Origin of the sequence: Amycolatopsis sp., assembly GCF_035546795.1 — a bacterium.
Taxonomy (GTDB): Bacteria; Actinomycetota; Actinomycetes; order Mycobacteriales; family Pseudonocardiaceae; genus Amycolatopsis_E.
Genome location: NZ_DASZWC010000014.1, coordinates 18,865 through 35,259 on the forward strand (window position 1 = coordinate 18,865; position 16,395 = coordinate 35,259).

Genomic DNA, 16,395 nt, shown 5'->3' on the forward strand with positions numbered 1-16,395 from the left:
CAGATCGGCTTGGCACCCAAGCCCCGTCCGGAATATCGGACGCTTCAGCGTTTCCCGCCGCGCCCGTGCAGCGCCGTGACCAGGCGCTGCACCAGCTTCTCAGTCTTCTCCGTGCGGGAGAAGGTGGTCAGGTTGATGGGCGCGCTGAACCGCTGCCGCGCGACCGCCTTCGGCCGGGAGAACTCGCGCAGCCCCTCGGGCCCGTGAATGCGCCCGAAGCCCGAGTCGCCGACGCCACCGAAGGGCAGCGACGCCATCCCGGCGAACGAGAACGGCGCGTTGATCGAGGTCATGCCCGAGCGCAGCCGCTCGGCGATCCGCGGTCCGTTGTGCTTGGAGAACACCGTCGAACCCAGGCCGTACGTGGTCGCGTTGGCCTTGTCCACGGCCTCGTCCATGTCCTTGACCTTGGCCACCGTCATGGTCGGGCCGAAGGTCTCCTCGCGCACCGCTTCGGAGTCCTCCGGGACGTCGACCAGCACGGTCGGCTCGACGAACCGGTCGCCGACCGCGTCCTTGCCGCCGGTCAGCGCGCGGCCGCCCTTGGCGAGCGCGTCGGCGATGTGCCGGCGCACCACGTCCAGCTGGGAGGGCATGGTCATCGGGCCGTACTGGGTGCCGGGCTTGACCTTCCCGGTCAGCGCCACCACCTTGTCGACGAACGAGTCGTACACACGCTCGTGCACGTACACCCGCTCGACGCCGATACAGGTCTGGCCGGAGTTCGAGAAGGCGCCCCACACCGCGGCGTCGGCCGCCGCGTCCACGTCGGCATCGTCGTCGACCAGCAGCGCGTCCTTGCCGCCGGCTTCGATCACGACCGGGGTCAGCGTCTCCGCCGCGGCGGCCATGATCTTCTTGCCGGTGGCCGTCGAACCGGTGAAGGCGATCTTGTTCACCCCGGCCCCGACGAGCGCGGCACCGGTGGCGCCGAAGCCGGTGATCAGCTGGAACACCGGCTGCTCCGGCACCACGTCGGCGAAGGTGTCGGCGAGCCATTTGCCCACGCCAGGGGTGTATTCGCTCGGCTTGAACACCACGGCGTTGCCCGCCGCGAGCGCGTACGTGATGGAGCCCAGCGGCGTGTACACCGGGTAGTTCCACGGCCCGATCACGCCGACGACACCGAGGGGCAGGTACTCGACCGTCGCGGTGTGGTTGCTCAGCAACAGCCCGGAGGAACGGCGTTTGCGGCCCAGGATCTTGCCGGCGTGCCTGCCTGCCCAGGCGATGTGCTCGATCGCCAGCACGATCTCCAGTTGCGCGTCGCCGTAGGGCTTCCCGGTCTCCTGGCAGACGACGTCGATCAGCTCGGACATCCGCCGCGTGATCGCCGCGTTCCACCTGCGCAACCGCTCCGCGCGCCCGTCGAACCCGAGCGACGCCCACCAGCTCGCGGCGGCTTTGGCCTGGTCGACGGCTTGCTGGACCTGCTCCGCGGAATGCACGGGGTAGGTACCGACGACCTCATCCGTCCCCGGGTTCAGCGAGTCGAAGGTGTCCTGCGTGACGGCCGGTTTCGGTTCCACCGCGGTCATCCTGAGCCTCCCTACTGGTCAGTACGGACAGCATGGCACAAGCCGTGGCCGAGCTCACTATCGCGAGCGAAGGTGCTGCCCACAACGGTAGTAGCCCGAGGCTGAGCGAGCCGAGCGCGAAGCCCGTGCCCTGCACCGCGAACGACAGCGAGAACCCCTCCGCGCGTCGGCCATCGGGCAGTAGTCGCTGCAGCTGGACGGAGGCCACCGTGACCAACGGCCCGGTGCACAGGCCGATGATCGCGGCGCCGCCGAGCAGTCCGGCCCAGCCGAGGTTCGCGGCCACCACGGACCCACCGAGGATGAAGCCGCACAACAGGATCTTGGCCTGGCGGGCGGGCGCGAAGCCCGGCGTCCGCCAGGCGCAGAGCGCGCTGCCGAGGATGCTCGCGCCGTTGAGCACGGCGATGACCAGCCCGGCCGTTCCTGGCCCGGCGCCCAGCCGTTGCACCAGCGGCAACGGCGCGACCTCCATCGTCGACAGCAGGTGCCCGATCGCGAACTGACACGCGAGCCATCGAGCCGCCGGACCGAGTGGCAACTTCGCGCCGGTGGCTCGCTCGGACCGGACTTCCTTGCGTGGCACCAAAATCGCCGAGGTCAGGTACGACCCCGCCATCACGCCCAGCGGCAGCAACGCGCTCGCGAGACCACACACCGACACCAGCAGCGGCCCGGCGATGAGCACCCCTTCCATGATCATCGCGTCCACGGACACCGCGCGGGCCAACGAGTTTCCGTTGCCAGGCAGCAAAGACCGGAAGCCGCCGGACAGCCCGCCGGTGATCGCGCCCGGCAACACGACGAGCGCCAAGAGCACGGGCCCGGGCAGCCCGGCCCACGCGGCGAAGGTGATGGCCCCGAGCGTGCCGCCCGCGCAGGTCAACAGCAGCACCAGGCCACGTGCGCGACCGAGCCTGTCGAGCAAACGGCCCGAGGGCACGGCGCCAAGCAGTTCGGCGGCCACGAACACGGCCATCATCACCCCGCCCAGCCGGTAGGAGCCGGTGATAGCGCTGGTCAGCAGCGTGAACGCGAGCGGGGCCATGCTCGCGGGCAGCCGCGCCAGCTGGATCCCGGCCGACCAGCGCCAGTACTCACGCGTCAGTGCCATGCCGGAAACGCTTCTCCGCACGCTGGCTCCGTCGTACTGTTTCGGGTATAGCCGAAAGTCGGGTTCGCATGATCGAGCTGGAACTGACCACCACGGGCGCGCACCGGATCAGGTTCGCCATCTCCCCGCTGGAGGAGGCGCTGGGAGCGGTGCAGGTGATCCTCGGTCTGCGCGGGCATCCCGCCTACCTGCCCTGGCTGGACGGCGCCCGGCGGACGGCGGCGGAACTACCGATCGACGGGCTGCGCCGGGTGTTGTCGGCGCGGCAGTACATCACCGATTTCCTCAGCCCACCGCCGGAAGGCCCGGAGACCACCGCCGGACTCCAGCTCACGGCCATCCGCCGGACCCCGCCCGCGCAGGTCGCTGCCGAACTCGCCATGGTCGACGCCGATCTGTCGGAGCTGCCTGCCGAACCGGCACAGGCGCGCGACCAGCTGGCCGACGAGATGGCGACCGTGTGGAGCGAACTCGTCGAACCGCATTGGCCGCGGATGCGCGCCGCGCTCACCGAGGACATCGCGTACCGGTCGAGGCGGCTGGCCGAAGGCGGCATCGGCCTGGCGTTGAACGAACTCAGCCCGCGCGTCCGGCTGTCCGGCGACTCGCTGCTGATCGAAAGCCTCGGCCGCGCCAAGGGACGGCTCGACGAACGCGGGCTGCTGCTGATCCCGTGCACCTTCGCCTGGCCGCGCGTCGGCGTGATGCTGCTCGAACCGTGGCAGCCCGCGCTGCTCTACCCCGCGCGCGGCGTGGCCCGGCTGTGGTCGCCGGAACCGAAACCGGACTCCCGCCTCGCCGCCGTCCTCGGCCGGAGCAAGGCGGCTTTACTACTGGCCCTCGACGAGCCGGCGAGCACCACGGCGTTGGCGGCGTGGCTCGGACTGGCGCCCGGCACGGTGTCCGAGCACCTGACCGCGCTGCGGGACGTGGGCATCCTCACCGCCGCCAGGACCGGACACCAGGTGCGATACCGACGTAGTGATCTTGGCGAGGCTCTGCTGGCGGGCATACGCTGAACCGGTCATCTGCCCAAGGAGCGAACCAAAATGCGCATTGTCCACTATGGACACGCCTGTGTGCTGCTGGAGACCGACGACGAGCGCATCCTGCTCGACCCTGGCGCGTTCTCCCAGGGTTTCGAGGCCGAACGCGAGCTGTCCGCGGTCTTCATCACCCACCAGCACTTCGACCACATCGACGCCGAGCGGCTGCCGGTGCTGCTCAAGGCCAACCCGGGCGCGAAGCTGATCGTCGACCCCGGCACCGAGGAGACCGTCGCCAAGCTGGGCCTGGAGTTCGAGGTCGCCCGCCCGGGTGACGCGTTCGAGATCGGCCGGACGGCGGTCAACGTCGTCGGCGGCCAGCACGCGGTGATCCACCAGGACATCCCGGTCATCCCGAACGTCGGTTACCTGTTCGGCCATGGCGCTTTCTACCACCCCGGCGACTCGTTCCACGTTCCCGAGCAGCAGGTGGACGTGCTCGGCCTGCCGACCGGCGCGCCCTGGCTCAAGGCCGGCGAAGCGGTCGACTTCCTGCGCGCGGTCTCCCCGCGGCTCGCGGTCCCGATCCACGAGGCGGTGCTCGCGAACCCGGGGCTGCACTACGGGTTGTTCACCAACCTGGCGCCGGAGGGCACCGAGGTCCGGGTCGCCGCCCGCGGCGAGTTCGAGAAGCTTTCGTAGGTCGCGCCGAAGGCCCGGTTCTCCAGCGAAACGTCCACGGCGTCGAGCAGCGCCTGGCGGAGACCGGGCCGGGCGAGATCGGCCGCGTGCACGCCGAGCCGTACGAGACCGCCGCGTTTGGCGGTCCGTGCGGCGGCGAGCACGAGCGCGAAACACCGCACGGTTTCGGCGCGCTGCTGGCTGGAGAACTCCTGCACGCGGGCGCGATGCAGGGCCCCGGTGCGCAGGTCGTGCACCGCGGTGAGGCTCGCGCAGTACCGGAAACCCTGACCGCGCAAGGCATCCAGTGTTCCGCGCGAAGCCAGCCAGCGCGGTGGCGCGAACCCGTCGGCGGCGAGCCCGGCCGATTCCAGCGCCGCCTGCGCGGCGATCAGCCGGAGCCGCGCCTCGTGCGCCGGCAGCGCGGCGAACTCGGCACGGCGGCCGAAATGCGCCCGGTGTGAAGGCGTGATCCGGTGGTCGGAACCGTGCAACAGCAGCCCGTCCCCGTTCTGCGTGCGGGTGCGGATCCACGTGTCGACGGCCGGAGTGCTCTCCGTGCGCGGGGCGAACAACAGGGACAACGGGACTTCGCGCCGGTCCAGCTCCGAGGCCAGGTCGGCGCAGCGATGCAGGGTCCGGGGACCGATGCCGGACAGTGAGACCAGCAGACGGGCAGCCATGACTCCATTGAGACAGGCACGGGTGACCTGACGCTGAACTCACAGCACCTGCGAGAGGAACTGCTGGAGGCGCGGGCTGGAAGGTTCGTCGAAGACGGCGTCCGGCTGCCCGGACTCCACGATCCGGCCCTGGTCCATGAACGCGACCCGGTCGGCGACTTGCCTGGCGAAGCCCATCTCGTGGGTGACCACGACGAGCGTGAGCCCGCGCTCGGCCAGCCCGGCCATCAGCTCCAGCACGCCCTTCACCAATTCCGGGTCCAGTGCGCTGGTCGCCTCGTCGAACAGCATCACCTCCGGTTCCATCGCCAGCGCACGCGCGATCGCGACCCGTTGCTGCTGCCCGCCGGACAGCGCGCTCGGCCGGTATGGCGCCTTGTCCGCCAGCCCGACCTCGGCCAGCCGGGCCCGCGCGATCTCCTCGGCGTCGGCCTTGTTCAACCGCCGCACACTGCGCAGCGCCATCATGATGTTGTCCAGGACGCTGCGGTGCCCGAACAGGTTGAAATGCTGGAACACCATCCCGACGCGCTGGCGCAGCCGGTCCGGGTCGGCGTGCGTGACGTTCTCGCCACCCAGCCACACCTCGCCGGAATCCGGCTCCTGCAAGCGGTTCACGCACCGCAGCAGGGTGGACTTGCCGGAGCCGGACGGCCCGATGACGCACACCGTCTCGCCCTGACCGACAGCCAGGTCCACCCCGCGTAGCACCTGCGTCGTGCCGAAGGACACGTGGATGTCCCGCAGCTGGACACTCGTCGAACGCATCAGGCGACCTTTCCGGCGGCGACCAGCTCGTCGGTGACCTTCCGACCCGTGCGCAGCCGCCGGTCGATGTAGTTGACCAGGTGGGTCAGCGGGACCGTGAGCACCAGGTAGCAGAACCCGGCCGCGACCAGTGGCGACAGATTTCCGGTGTTGGCCGCGAGATCCTGCCCGATGCGGAACAGTTCCCGTTGTGAGACAAGGAAACCGAGCACGTACAACAGGCTGGAGTCCTTGACCAGTGCGATGAACTGGTTCACCAGCGCGGGCAGCACCCGGCGCACGCCTTGTGGCACGACGACAAGCGCCATCGCCTTCGCGTAGCTCATGCCGAGCGCCCGCCCGGCCTCCAACTGTCCTTTGTCGACACTCTGGATGCCGGAGCGGAAGATCTCCCCGAGATAGGCCGCCGCGATCAGGCTGAGCGCCAGAATGCCGAGCGGGTAGGGATTCCGGCCGACGAGCCCGCGGGCGAGCACCGCCAGCCCCTGCCCGATCAGCAGGATGGTGACGATGGCGGGCAGGCCGCGGAACACGTCGGTGTACACCCGCGCTGGCCACCTCAGCCGTCGTTTCGTGGACAGGCCCAAGATCGCCAGACCCATGCCGAGCACGGTCCCGATCGCCGCGGAGCACACGGCGATCAGGAGCGTGTTCTCGATCCCCGTCCGCAGCAGGTCCGGGAAGACCTCCCGGATGTAGTCCCAGTTGAGGAAGGTGTTGAGGAAGAGGTCCATCAGGCCGTGGCTTTGAACCGGTCGGGCACCGGCTGGGTCGGCAGGAACTGCTGGTGCAGGCGCACCCAGGTGCCGTCCGCGATGACCTGGCGCAGCCCGTCGTCGAGCTTGTTCAGCAGGTCGCTGTTGCCCTTGCGCACCGCGAAGCCGTGCGGCACGTCGGTGGTGAACGACTTGACCACCTTGAGCGGGCTGTCCTTGGTCTGCTGCACGTTCTGCTCGGCGATCGACTCGTCCAGGATGTAGGCGTCGACGCTGCCGCTCTTGAGCGCGGTGAGCGCGGCGGCGTAGTCCGGGAAGCGCACGGCCTGCGCGCTCGGCACGGTCGAGGTCAGCCAGTTGTCGCCGACGGTGGCCTGGATGACGGCGACGCGCTTGCCCGCCAGTGCGGTCTCGTCCGTGATCGGCGAGTCGGCCTTGGTCTGGATGCTCATCACTTCGAAGTCGTAGGCGTCGGAGAAGTCCACGGTCTTCTTACGCGCCTCGGTCTGCGCGATGGCCGAGCTGCCGATGTCGAACTGGCCGTTGGCGACCTGCCCCAGCAGCGCGGAGAAGTCCGTCGACGCGAACTCCAGCCGCAGGCCCTCCTTGGTGGCGATCGCGCGCAGCAGTTCGTTGTCGAATCCGGTGTAGGTGCCGTTCTGGACGTAGATGTTGGGCGGCGCGTCGGGGAGGGTGCCGACGCGCAGGGTGCCGGAATCGTCGCCACCGCAGGCGGTCACGGTGGCCAGCAAAGCGACGGCGAGCACCGGGACGGCGAGCGCCTTGAGGGGGGATCTCATGAATTTTGTCCGTACTCGTGAGGTCAACGGGATAGTCCCGCCAACCTAACGAGTGAGTGTGGACTTGTGGGATTGTTCCACAATGTGGGCTAGAGGATCGGCTCCGGCACGTAGTTCGTCGCCTCGGGGAAGCGGGTCAGCACGTTCTCCACCTGCTTCGCCACCGCCGTGACCTGGGCCGGAGCCACCCCGGTGAACGACAGCCTGTCCGTCAGCAGGTTGTCCAGCTCGGCCCTGTCCAGCGGCAGCCGCTCGTCCGCGGCGAGCCGGTCGAGCAGGTCGTTCTCGGTGAGGCCCTGCTCCCGCAGCGCCAGTGCGGCGGCGACCGCGTTCTCCTTGATCGCCTCGTGTGCCGTCTCGCGGCCGACGCCCTTGCGTACCGCGGCCATCAGCACCTTCGTCGTCGCGAGGAACGGCAGGTACCGGTCCAGCTCGCGCGCTACCACGGCGGGGAACGCGCCGAACTCGGTCAGCACGGTGAGGAACGTTTCGAGCAGCCCGTCGAGTGCGAAGAAGGCGTCCGGCAGCGCGACCCGGCGGACCACCGAGTCCGACACGTCGCCCTCGTTCCACTGGTCGCCGGCCAGCTCACCGGTCATCGACAGGTAACCGCGCAGCACCACGGCCAGCCCGTTGACCCGCTCGCACGAGCGCGTGTTCATCTTGTGCGGCATCGCCGACGAGCCCACCTGCCCCGGCTTGAAGCCCTCGGTGACCAGCTCGTGCCCCGCCATCAGGCGGATCGTCTTGGCCAGGCTCGACGGCGCCGCCGCCAGCTGCACCAGCGAGGAGAGCACGTCGAAGTCCAGCGAGCGCGGGTACACCTGGCCGACGCTGGTGAACGTGCGGTGGAAACCCAGGTGCTGGGCGATCTTCCGCTCCAGAAGGTCCAAAGTGGACTGATCGCCGAGCAGATCGAGCATGTCCTGCGCGGTGCCCACCGGGCCTTTGATCCCGCGCAGCGGGTACCGGCTGATCAGGTCCTCCAGCCGCTCGAACGCGACCAGCAGCTCGTCGGTGGCGGTGGCGAACCGCTTGCCCAGCGTCGTCGCCTGCGCCGCCACGTTGTGTGAACGCCCGGCCATCACCAGGTCCGAATGCTCGACCGCGAGCGACGCCAGCCGCGCCAGTACCGCGGCGGCCCGCCCGCGCAGCAGCTCCAGTGAACGCCGGATCTGCAGCTGCTCAACGTTCTCGGTGAGGTCGCGCGAAGTCATGCCCTTGTGCACGTGCTCGTGCCCGGCGAGGGCGTTGAACTCCTCGATCCGCGCCTTCACATCGTGCCGGGTGACCCGCTCACGTTCGGCGATCGAGGCCAGATCGACCTGCTCCATGACCCGCTCATAGTCGGCGATGACCTCGTCGGCCACCTCGACGCCCAGCTCCTGTTGCGCCCGCAGCACCGCGATCCACAGCTCGCGTTCGAGGGTCACCTTGCGTTCCGGGGACCAGAGCGCGACCAGCTCCGGCGAGGCGTAACGGGTGGCGAGGACGTTCGGGATGCTGGGCTTCTGCGTCACGGCCCAAGCGTAGACGCCGGTCGGTCACTCCCGCCGAGGTCGGTCGGCCGCCAGTGCCTTGCGCAACATCGCGCGGGCGACGGCGCGCGGATCCGGGTCGACCTCGATCAGCGCGTTCACCACGGCGCCGTCGACCAGCGCGATCAGCTGCCTCAGCCGGTCGGAGTCGATCGGCATGTCCGAGCGGCGCAGGATCTCGGTGAGCAGCTCGTGGAACTCGCCCTGCATGGCGCGCATCAACGGCCGCAGGTACGGCCGCCTGCCGGTGGTGACCAGCCGCTCGTACCGCAGCAGCACGGCCTCGTACCTGGTGTCCACGCCCAGCAGCTGATCCAGCAGCAGCTCGACCACGGCGTCGAGGTCGCGGTGTTCGGTGCTCAGCTCGGCCAGCTGCGCCCAGCCCTCGCTCAGCTCCTCGCGGCCCTTGTGCCCGACCGCGGCCGTGATCAGGTCGTCGAGCGAGTCGAAGTAGTAGGTGGTCGACGCCAGCGGCAGCCCGGCGCGCTCGGCGACGGCGCGGTGGCGGATCGCGTCGAACCCGCCCTCGGCGAGCAGTTCGGCAGCGGCCTCGATCAACGCGGAACGCCTGCGCTCGCCCTTCGGCGTGCTGGCTGCGGTCATTCTTGGAATCTAGCTGCGGCGCGCAGCGGCTCCGTTGAGGGTGGTGGTGGGAGAGGGGCCGGCCTTAGAAACGGGCTGCCAGGCCCGTCGCGATGCGGGTCAGTTGCTCGGACAGCGGGGCCGTGCTCCCGGCGTCCGGCACACTCACCACGACGATCGTGCCGCTGCTGACCTGGGCCAGCTGGCTCGCCACGACCTGGCCGGGAACCTGATCGAGCCGGTACTCCACGCCGTGTGGAATCAGCGCCGCGGAGATCGAACCGCCGGGCACGTGGAACATCGCCGAGCGGGCGCCCGCCACACAGCCCCGACCGGGATAAGGGCCGGTCACCCCGGTCGCCGGAAGCTCGCCAGCGAGGGCAGTGGCGAGCTCCCGGTCGACCTTGTCGCACCCGGAGGTGCTTTCGGCCCGAGGGCCGTCCTCCCCGTTCCCGCCGGTTCCCTGCGAGGCCGACGGGGTGGTGAGGATGTCCGGAGGACGCGCCGGTGCCAGCGCGGGTTGCGCGGCGGACGTCCCGTTACTCCGAAAGTAGGTCAATCCGACGACTCCGGCAGTGCCGACCAGCACGACCAGGCAAGTCGCCACGAGCAGCACCAGCTGACGGCGCCGGGCGGCAGCGCGTGCGGAGGCACCTGTCACCTCGGCGAGGCCGAACCCTGGCGGCGGTGGTTCCCCCGGCGCCGCGCGGAACAGCTCTTCGAGCTCCTTTTCATCCATGTGTCTCCACCTCCTCGCCGAGTGCCGTGCGCAGATGCGCCAGCCCGCGGGCCGTCTGGCTCTTCACGTTTCCTTCGCTGCAGCCGAGCACCTTGGCCACCCCGGCCACGTCCAGGCCCTCGAAATATCGCAGGACCAGCACCGCCCGCTGCTTCGGCGGCACCTCGCGCAGCCCGGCCATCAGGTCGGCGCGGGTGGCCACCTGCTCGTCGAGCCGCACCCCGGCAGGCTCCGGTTCCGGCAGCCGGTCGGTGTACTGCTCCCTTCGCCACGGCCGGCGCGATTCGTCGATCGAGGCACGGATCAGCGTTTTCCGCAGGTAGGCGTCGATCGCGCCGCGGTCGCGGATCTTGTGCCACCGCCGGTGCAGCGCGACGAACGCCGTCTGCGCGAGATCGTCCGCGCGATGCCAGTCCCCGCAGAGCAGGTACGCGCTTCGGCGCACGGAGTCCCGCTTGGCAGCGAAATACTCCGCGAACTGACGTTCCTCTTGCGCGTCCACCGGCCTCCCGGGCGTCTCACAGGGATAGACGGAAGTTGTGCACTTTACGGTTGCATAGCGGGTTGTAGATCAACTATTTCGTGTGATGTGATCTCCCCGTGACCTTCACTGGCGACACTTCGCTCGATTTCCGCTCGGACACCGTCACCCAGCCGGATGAAGCGATGCGGAGAGCGATGGCGTCCGCGGAGGTCGGGGACAACGTCATCGACGTCGACCCGACGATGCGGGCGCTGGAAGAGCGCGCGGCGAGCGTACTGGGTATGCCGGCGGCGCTGTGGACCCCGAGCGGGACGATGGCCAACCTGATCGCGCTGAGCGTGCACCTGCAGCGCGGCGACAGGTTTCTCGCGCCGAAGGGCGCGCACGTGCTGACCAACGAACTTGGCTCGGCCGCCTGGCTCGCGGGCGGGATGCCCGAGCCGCTGGAGCACGACGCCGGCCCCGGCAGGCCCACCCCGGAAACCCTCACGGCCGCCATCGGCGCGCGCGGTGGCCCGTACTACACGCTGCGCACTACCTTGCTGTGCTTGGAAAACACGCACAATGCGGCCGGCGGTGCGGTGACTCCGCCGCACGAACACGCGCAACTCCTGTCTACCGCGCGGCAGGCCGGCCTGCGGGTACACCTCGACGGCGCCCGGCTCTGGCACGCCGCCACCGCGCTCGGGCTGCCGCCCGCGGCGCTGACAGTCGGCGTCGACACGGTTTCGGCCTGCTTCAGCAAGGGCCTCGGCGCGCCGGTCGGCTCGGTGGTGGCGGGGAGTGCGAATTTCGTCGAACGCGCGCGGCGGATGCGGCAGATGCTCGGCGGCGGGGTGCGCCAGGGCGGCGTGCTCGCCGCGGCCGGGCTCGTCGCCCTCGATCGGATCGCTGACCTGGAACAAGACCACGAGAAGGCGCGGCGGCTGGCGACCGGACTGGTCGAGCTGGGGTGGGAGGTCAACACCCCGGAGACCAACATCGTGCTGGCGCGCGTCGCGGACATTTCGGTCACTCTGGAATCCCTGCGGGCGCTCGGTGTGCTGGCCCTGCCGATGGCCGGAAAGGTACGGTTCATCACGCACCGGGACCTGTCCTTGGACGACATCGACGAGGCGTTGCGCCGGATCAAGGCTGGGGGTCATCCGTGACCGACTGGGTCGTTTTCGACTACGGCGAGGTGATCTGCGGCCGCACGGACGCATTGGGCGAACTGGCCGCCACGCTCGGAGTCGAACTCGCCCGGTTCGAGCCGGAGTACTGGGCCAGGCGGGACGCCTACGACCGCGGGTGCCCGGATCTGGCGTACTGGGGCGCTATCGGTGGCGCGCTCGGAGTCTCGGTTGATGAGTCCACTTCGGACAGACTGACGGAGATCGACATCGCCGGCTGGTCCCGCGTGCGGCCGGAGTCGCTGGAGCTGCTGGCGGCGCTGGACGAGGCCGGGTCGGCGTTGGCCTTGCTGTCGAACGCACCTTCGTCGTTCGCCAGGTACGCGGAGAAGCAGGAGTGGGCCCGGCATTTCCGGGTCCGGCTGTTCTCGGGCGATGTGGGTGTCGCCAAGCCGGATGCGGAGATCTTCGAGCTGCTGCTCGCCCGCCTGGAGGCCCAGGCGGGCGAGTGCCTCTTCTTCGACGACCGCCAGTCCAATGTGGACGGTGCGCGGGCTGTCGGCCTGCGTGCCCACCGCTGGCAGGGCGTCGGCTCCGCGTACGCGGTGCTTTAGCGCAGGCGCTTCGGTTCGTTGCGGCCCTTGATGGCGCCGTAGGCCGCGGTGCCGAGGAAGACGGCGCCGCCGATGATGGCGATCCAGATGACGGCCTTGAGCAGGAAGCCGATCACCGATCCGATCACCATGAACGCCAGCCAGGCGACGATGAGTGCCCCGACGATCTTCCAGAACATGGCATCCCTCCGGGTGTTGCCGCGCGAACCGTCCGGCCCGCTGGAGCCAAGGCTGCCAGTTCCTGGCGCGCGAAGCTCGTGTTCTGGCCAACGTTCAGGGGAAAGCCGGGGTTCCCCCTGACCGGAGCCAGTCCCCGAGCCGCCGCACGCCCTCGTCCACCTCGGCCGCGGCGCCGGCGAACGAGAACCGGACGAACTTCCCGCCGTCGACCGGGTCGAAGTCGATGCCGGGAGTGATGGCGAGGCCGGTGTCCGAGAGCAGCCGCTGACACCAGCTGAGGCTGTCGCGGGTGTGCTCGGAGACGTCGACGTAGGCGTAGAAGGCGCCGTCCACCGGGGCGACCCTGTCCAGGCCGATGCCCCGCAACCCCGCCAGCAGCAGATCCCGGTTCGAGCGATAGTGGGCGACGTGCCGATCCAGCTCCTTGTACGACTCCGGCTCGAAGGCGGCGACCGCGGCGTGCTGGGCGATCGCGGGGGCGCAGATGTTCAGGTTGCCGGTCAGCACGTCGACCGCGCGGTGCAGTCGTCGCGGCACCAGCATCCAGCCGAGGCGCCAGCCGGTCATCGCGAAGTACTTCGAGAAGGAGCCGAGCACGATCGCTTCCGGCGAGCTCTGCCAGGCGCAGCCGAGCTCGGTGTCGTAGGAAATGCCGTGGTAGATCTCGTCGCTGATCAGCTGCACGCCGTGGCTCGAACACCAGCCCGCGATCGCCGCCAGCTCGCCCGGCGGCAGCACGGTGCCCGCGGGATTCGTCGGGCTGGCCACGACCAGGCCGGACAGCGGGCCCAGTTCGTCGAGCAACTCGACCGTCGGCTGGAACCTGGTGCGCTCGTCGGTGGCGAACTCGACGACCTCACAACCCAGTGCGGTCAACAGATTGCGGTACGCGGGGTAGCCCGGCCGCGCCATCGCGACCCGGTCGCCGGCGTCGAACGCGCCGAGGAAGGACAACAGGAAACCGCCGGACGAACCCGTGGTCACGATGACGTCCTCCGGGCTCACGGCCAGCCCGTACCGATGCTCGTAGTGGCCCGCGATCGCTTCGCGCAGCTCCGGGATGCCGAGTTGCACGGTGTAGCCGAGGTTCTGTTCCCGCAACGCCCGTTCGGCCGCTGCCAGTACCGGTGCGGGCGCCCCCGCCGTCGGCTGCCCGGCAGCCAGGGAGATCACGTCCCCGTGCGTGCGCTGCCGCGCCTCCGCGGCTGACAGCACCTCCATCACATGGAACGGCGCGACCTCCGCGCGCCTTGCCGGACCCGGAAGTGCCGCGATATCGACCATGCTTTCCAGGTTAGGGGCTGCCGTCAGTCACACGGCCGACATTGTGAGTGCTGTGTCGTTCATTACCAGTCCGACGGCAGCCACGGCGGAAACGGGTGTCTCCGAGCAGATCGGCCCGAGACCGTATCCGCCTACTTTCAGTCGGATTGGTAATCAGTAGCCGACGTACCCGCCGCCGTGTGCCATCGCCGCGAGGCCGGGGGTGTTCGCGATGCTGCCGTAGCGGCCGATCGTGTACCGGACACCCGCGATGATGTTGTCCACCGGGTTGTAGATGTTGTCGTGGCCCGGCAGCTTGTTGGCGTTGAAGGTGGAGTCGATGCACTGCATCAGGCCCTTGGACGGGTGGCCGGCGGACGCGTTCGAATCCCACAGGTTGATGGCGTTCGGATTGCCGCCGGACTCGTGCTGGATGATCGACCAGATGTTCTTGATGTCGGCGTCGGTCACGTTCACGCCCGCCGCCTGCAGCTCCTTGATCGCTTCCTCGATCCACTGCTGAACGTTGCCGGGCGGCGGGCTCGACGGCGGGCCACCGCTGGAGCCGAGGCCACCGCCCCCGCCACCACCGGAACCGCCGCCGCCGGCATGGTGTGAACCACCGGAGGACAGGCCGCCGGTGCTCTTCGCCGCCGCGGGCGCGGTGCCCAGCGGCGGCACCGACGAATAACCGCCCTCGACGTCCTTCTGCACCAGGCCCATCACGCGCTGGATCTCCTGGTTCGCGGCGTCCAGCTTGCCGCCGATCTGGGACTGCGCGTCGTTCGCGATGCCGGTGGTGACCTGGAGGTTCGCCGCGATGATCGCGTCCGGCGTCTGGGCCGGCATGGTGGCGCCGTCCTGCTTGGCGTTGACCGCGTCGATCTGCGCCTGCGCCGCGTCGGCCTTGCCCTGCGCGTCCTTGTTCAGCCCGTCGATCTTGGTGTGCGCGTCGTCGCGGAGCTGCTGCACCTCTTTCTGGGTGCGGTCCAGGAACGACTGCAGGTTGCCCAGCTCGGTGGCCACCTCGTCGAGGTGGTCGTTCACCTTCTGCCCGGCGTCACCGATCTTCTTGACATAGTCGAAGAACGCGTCCGCGGACGGGCCGGTCCAGGTGCCGCCGCCGAGCACCGCGGTCGCGTTGCGCAGCGCCACCGTGTGGTCGGCGGAATCCTTCGAGGCCTGCTGGAACTGATCGGCCACACTCTGGATCTCCGCCGGGCGGACGTTCTCCACCTGCTGGGTCTTGGTTTCCACGTCCGGCCAGTTCGGCGGGAACTCAGCCTTCGCCGTCATAGCGCCTCATCGCTGACGCTCAGCGGCCGCATTCCTGGGCGCGCTGTGTTGAATGATTCACTCGCAAGCTCGCTCATGTGTCGAGGCTTCCGTCCTTGACCGTGATGCTGTCCTTCGCCGCGTCGTCGGCTTCACGCAGCGCCTTCGCTGCCTCGCGCAACGCGCCCCCACTGGACTTCATCAACTCTGCCGCCGCGTCGAACTGGCCGTGCATCCGGTCCTTGAACCCGCCGAGCGCGTTGACCGCGTGCTCCGACGGGTGCTCGCCGGGCCGGTTGTCCGGGTGCTTGATGTCGCCGAACGGGTTCTGCCCCGTCACCCCGGTCATCTTGGCCTTCGAGTCCTTGAAATGGTCGTGCAGCACCTCGACCTTGCCGGCCACGTGCTCCAATGAGTCCGGATCGCTCTGCGGCACGCCTGTCATCCCCCTTCGCGCGGCTGCTTCCGCCTGATCCGACGCCCGCACGCGGGCGCCGGTTCCCGGAGTCTTTTTTAGCAGGCAGGACCGGCGCTCACACCTCGTCCAGCAATTCCCATACCCGCGTCGCGAGCAGCTGGTTGTCCGCCGGCGCCACGGTGAGCCAATCCTGCCCGTCGCCCTTGTTGCTGAGCTGGACGAGGTACCGGCCGGCGTCGGTGTCGTGGAAGGCGATCACCCGCCCGGCCCGGCGCATCGCGCCGTCGCGGCCAAGCCGCTCCACCCCGAACTGGCCGCGCGCGACCCCGCCGACCATCATCCCGGCCAGCTCCTGGGCCTGCCACAGCTCGACGCCCTTGTCCTCCAGCGCTGTGACAAGCGCTTTCGGCTCGCCCTTCGCTTCGGCGTCGGCAGCACGCACCACCTGGTGCGGCAGGCTGACCGAACGGCCCACCCCGGCGCCCAGCTCCCCGGCGACCGAAACCGCCGACTCGGGCAGCGACGTGTCCCGTGCCGGGATCAGCCACACCTCGTCGCGGTCGACCACGCCGAGCAGCGCCTGGCTGCCGGTGCTCACGGCCAGCCCCTTGATCTCGCGGTCGCTCCACACCCATACGTCGATGCTCACCTTGGGATTGGCCAGCAGGTTGAGCTGATCGACGACCTCGCCGGACGCCCGTTGCCCGCGCGCGAGCCCGCGTGCGGCGAGTGACTCCCATGCCCTGCCGACCAGCTCGCGCCGCTCGGTGTGGGTGCGGCCGGGGCTGAGCACACGCAGCGCGGGATGCGGCGGTGGCAGGCGCGCGTCCTGCCACAGCATCTCGAATTCCAAAGTGGACAGAACAGCGCTCATGTGGGACACCCACACCCGATCGGTCCTCCA

19 protein-coding genes are annotated in these 16,395 nt (G+C 69.5%); 4 read left to right on the top strand and 15 right to left on the bottom strand.

Annotated features, from left to right (window positions below; genetic code table 11):
- Positions 1-44 precede the first annotated feature (44 nt).
- Positions 45-1,538 (bottom strand): aldehyde dehydrogenase family protein, encoded by a 1,494-nt coding sequence (locus VHD82_RS10240; RefSeq protein ID WP_325700181.1) that lies wholly within the window; start codon positions 1,536-1,538, stop codon positions 45-47.
- Complete coding sequence (locus VHD82_RS10245; protein ID WP_325700184.1) at positions 1,468-2,652, bottom strand: MFS transporter; 1,185 nt, start codon at positions 2,650-2,652, stop codon at positions 1,468-1,470. Before VHD82_RS10245 ends, VHD82_RS10240 begins: the two co-directional genes overlap by 71 nt.
- Before the next feature lie 68 nt (positions 2,653-2,720).
- Between VHD82_RS10245 and VHD82_RS10250 the strand changes: the two genes are divergently transcribed.
- Complete coding sequence (locus VHD82_RS10250; RefSeq protein ID WP_325700187.1) at positions 2,721-3,671, top strand: ArsR/SmtB family transcription factor; 951 nt, start codon at positions 2,721-2,723, stop codon at positions 3,669-3,671.
- Positions 3,672-3,701: 30 nt separating this feature from the next.
- A complete protein-coding gene (locus tag VHD82_RS10255; protein ID WP_325700190.1) occupies positions 3,702-4,340 on the top strand; it encodes an MBL fold metallo-hydrolase in 639 nt (212 codons plus the stop codon).
- On the opposite strand, the gene VHD82_RS10260 is transcribed toward VHD82_RS10255, so the two are convergent.
- From VHD82_RS10260 to VHD82_RS10295, 8 genes are all read right to left on the bottom strand, one after another.
- Positions 4,259-5,002, bottom strand: a complete 744-nt coding sequence (locus VHD82_RS10260) for a DUF2334 domain-containing protein (RefSeq protein WP_325700193.1) — start codon at positions 5,000-5,002, stop codon at positions 4,259-4,261. The two genes, VHD82_RS10255 and VHD82_RS10260, sit on opposite strands and share 82 nt — an antisense overlap.
- Before the next feature lie 39 nt (positions 5,003-5,041).
- Entirely contained in the window at positions 5,042-5,770 is a 729-nt protein-coding gene (locus tag VHD82_RS10265; RefSeq protein ID WP_325700196.1) for an amino acid ABC transporter ATP-binding protein, read from the bottom strand.
- On the bottom strand, positions 5,770-6,504 hold the full coding sequence (locus tag VHD82_RS10270; protein WP_325700199.1) for an amino acid ABC transporter permease: 735 nt from the start codon (positions 6,502-6,504) through the stop codon (positions 5,770-5,772). The genes VHD82_RS10265 and VHD82_RS10270 overlap by 1 nt, the downstream gene beginning before the upstream one ends.
- Positions 6,504-7,286 (bottom strand): ABC transporter substrate-binding protein, encoded by a 783-nt coding sequence (locus VHD82_RS10275; RefSeq protein WP_325700202.1) that lies wholly within the window; start codon positions 7,284-7,286, stop codon positions 6,504-6,506. Before VHD82_RS10275 ends, VHD82_RS10270 begins: the two co-directional genes overlap by 1 nt.
- 89 nt (positions 7,287-7,375) lie before the next feature.
- Positions 7,376-8,806, bottom strand: a complete 1,431-nt coding sequence (purB, locus tag VHD82_RS10280) for an adenylosuccinate lyase (protein WP_325700205.1) — start codon at positions 8,804-8,806, stop codon at positions 7,376-7,378.
- A 24-nt stretch (positions 8,807-8,830) separates the two neighbouring features.
- Positions 8,831-9,427, bottom strand: a complete 597-nt coding sequence (locus tag VHD82_RS10285) for a TetR/AcrR family transcriptional regulator (protein ID WP_325700208.1) — start codon at positions 9,425-9,427, stop codon at positions 8,831-8,833.
- Positions 9,428-9,491: 64 nt separating this feature from the next.
- Positions 9,492-10,145: a hypothetical protein gene (locus tag VHD82_RS10290; RefSeq protein ID WP_325700211.1), complete on the bottom strand. Its 654-nt coding sequence runs from the start codon at positions 10,143-10,145 to the stop codon at positions 9,492-9,494.
- On the bottom strand, positions 10,138-10,647 hold the full coding sequence (locus VHD82_RS10295) for a SigE family RNA polymerase sigma factor (RefSeq protein ID WP_325700213.1): 510 nt from the start codon (positions 10,645-10,647) through the stop codon (positions 10,138-10,140). Before VHD82_RS10295 ends, VHD82_RS10290 begins: the two co-directional genes overlap by 8 nt.
- 98 nt (positions 10,648-10,745) lie before the next feature.
- On the opposite strand from VHD82_RS10295, the gene VHD82_RS10300 reads away from it, so the two are divergent.
- Together VHD82_RS10300 and VHD82_RS10305 are read left to right on the top strand one after the other, a co-directional pair.
- Positions 10,746-11,780 (top strand): GntG family PLP-dependent aldolase, encoded by a 1,035-nt coding sequence (locus VHD82_RS10300; protein WP_325700216.1) that lies wholly within the window; start codon positions 10,746-10,748, stop codon positions 11,778-11,780.
- Positions 11,777-12,355, top strand: coding sequence for an HAD family phosphatase (locus tag VHD82_RS10305; protein ID WP_325700219.1), 579 nt, complete (start codon positions 11,777-11,779; stop codon positions 12,353-12,355). Before VHD82_RS10300 ends, VHD82_RS10305 begins: the two co-directional genes overlap by 4 nt.
- On the opposite strand, the gene VHD82_RS10310 is transcribed toward VHD82_RS10305, so the two are convergent.
- From VHD82_RS10310 to VHD82_RS10330, 5 genes are all read right to left on the bottom strand, one after another.
- Positions 12,352-12,534: a hypothetical protein gene (locus VHD82_RS10310; RefSeq protein ID WP_325700222.1), complete on the bottom strand. Its 183-nt coding sequence runs from the start codon at positions 12,532-12,534 to the stop codon at positions 12,352-12,354. The genes VHD82_RS10305 and VHD82_RS10310 overlap by 4 nt on opposite strands.
- Positions 12,535-12,628: 94 nt before the next feature.
- Positions 12,629-13,819 carry an aminotransferase class I/II-fold pyridoxal phosphate-dependent enzyme gene (locus tag VHD82_RS10315; RefSeq protein ID WP_325700225.1) on the bottom strand — a complete coding sequence of 397 codons (1,191 nt, stop codon included), beginning with the start codon at positions 13,817-13,819 and terminating at the stop codon, positions 12,629-12,631.
- Between the two features lie 153 nt (positions 13,820-13,972).
- Positions 13,973-15,094: a transglycosylase SLT domain-containing protein gene (locus tag VHD82_RS10320; RefSeq protein WP_325700228.1), complete on the bottom strand. Its 1,122-nt coding sequence runs from the start codon at positions 15,092-15,094 to the stop codon at positions 13,973-13,975.
- Positions 15,095-15,167: 73 nt separating this feature from the next.
- Positions 15,168-15,518 (bottom strand): hypothetical protein, encoded by a 351-nt coding sequence (locus tag VHD82_RS10325; RefSeq protein ID WP_325700231.1) that lies wholly within the window; start codon positions 15,516-15,518, stop codon positions 15,168-15,170.
- Between the two features lie 88 nt (positions 15,519-15,606).
- Positions 15,607-16,365, bottom strand: a complete 759-nt coding sequence (locus VHD82_RS10330; RefSeq protein WP_325700234.1) for an ESX secretion-associated protein EspG — start codon at positions 16,363-16,365, stop codon at positions 15,607-15,609.
- Positions 16,366-16,395: the final 30 nt, after the last annotated feature.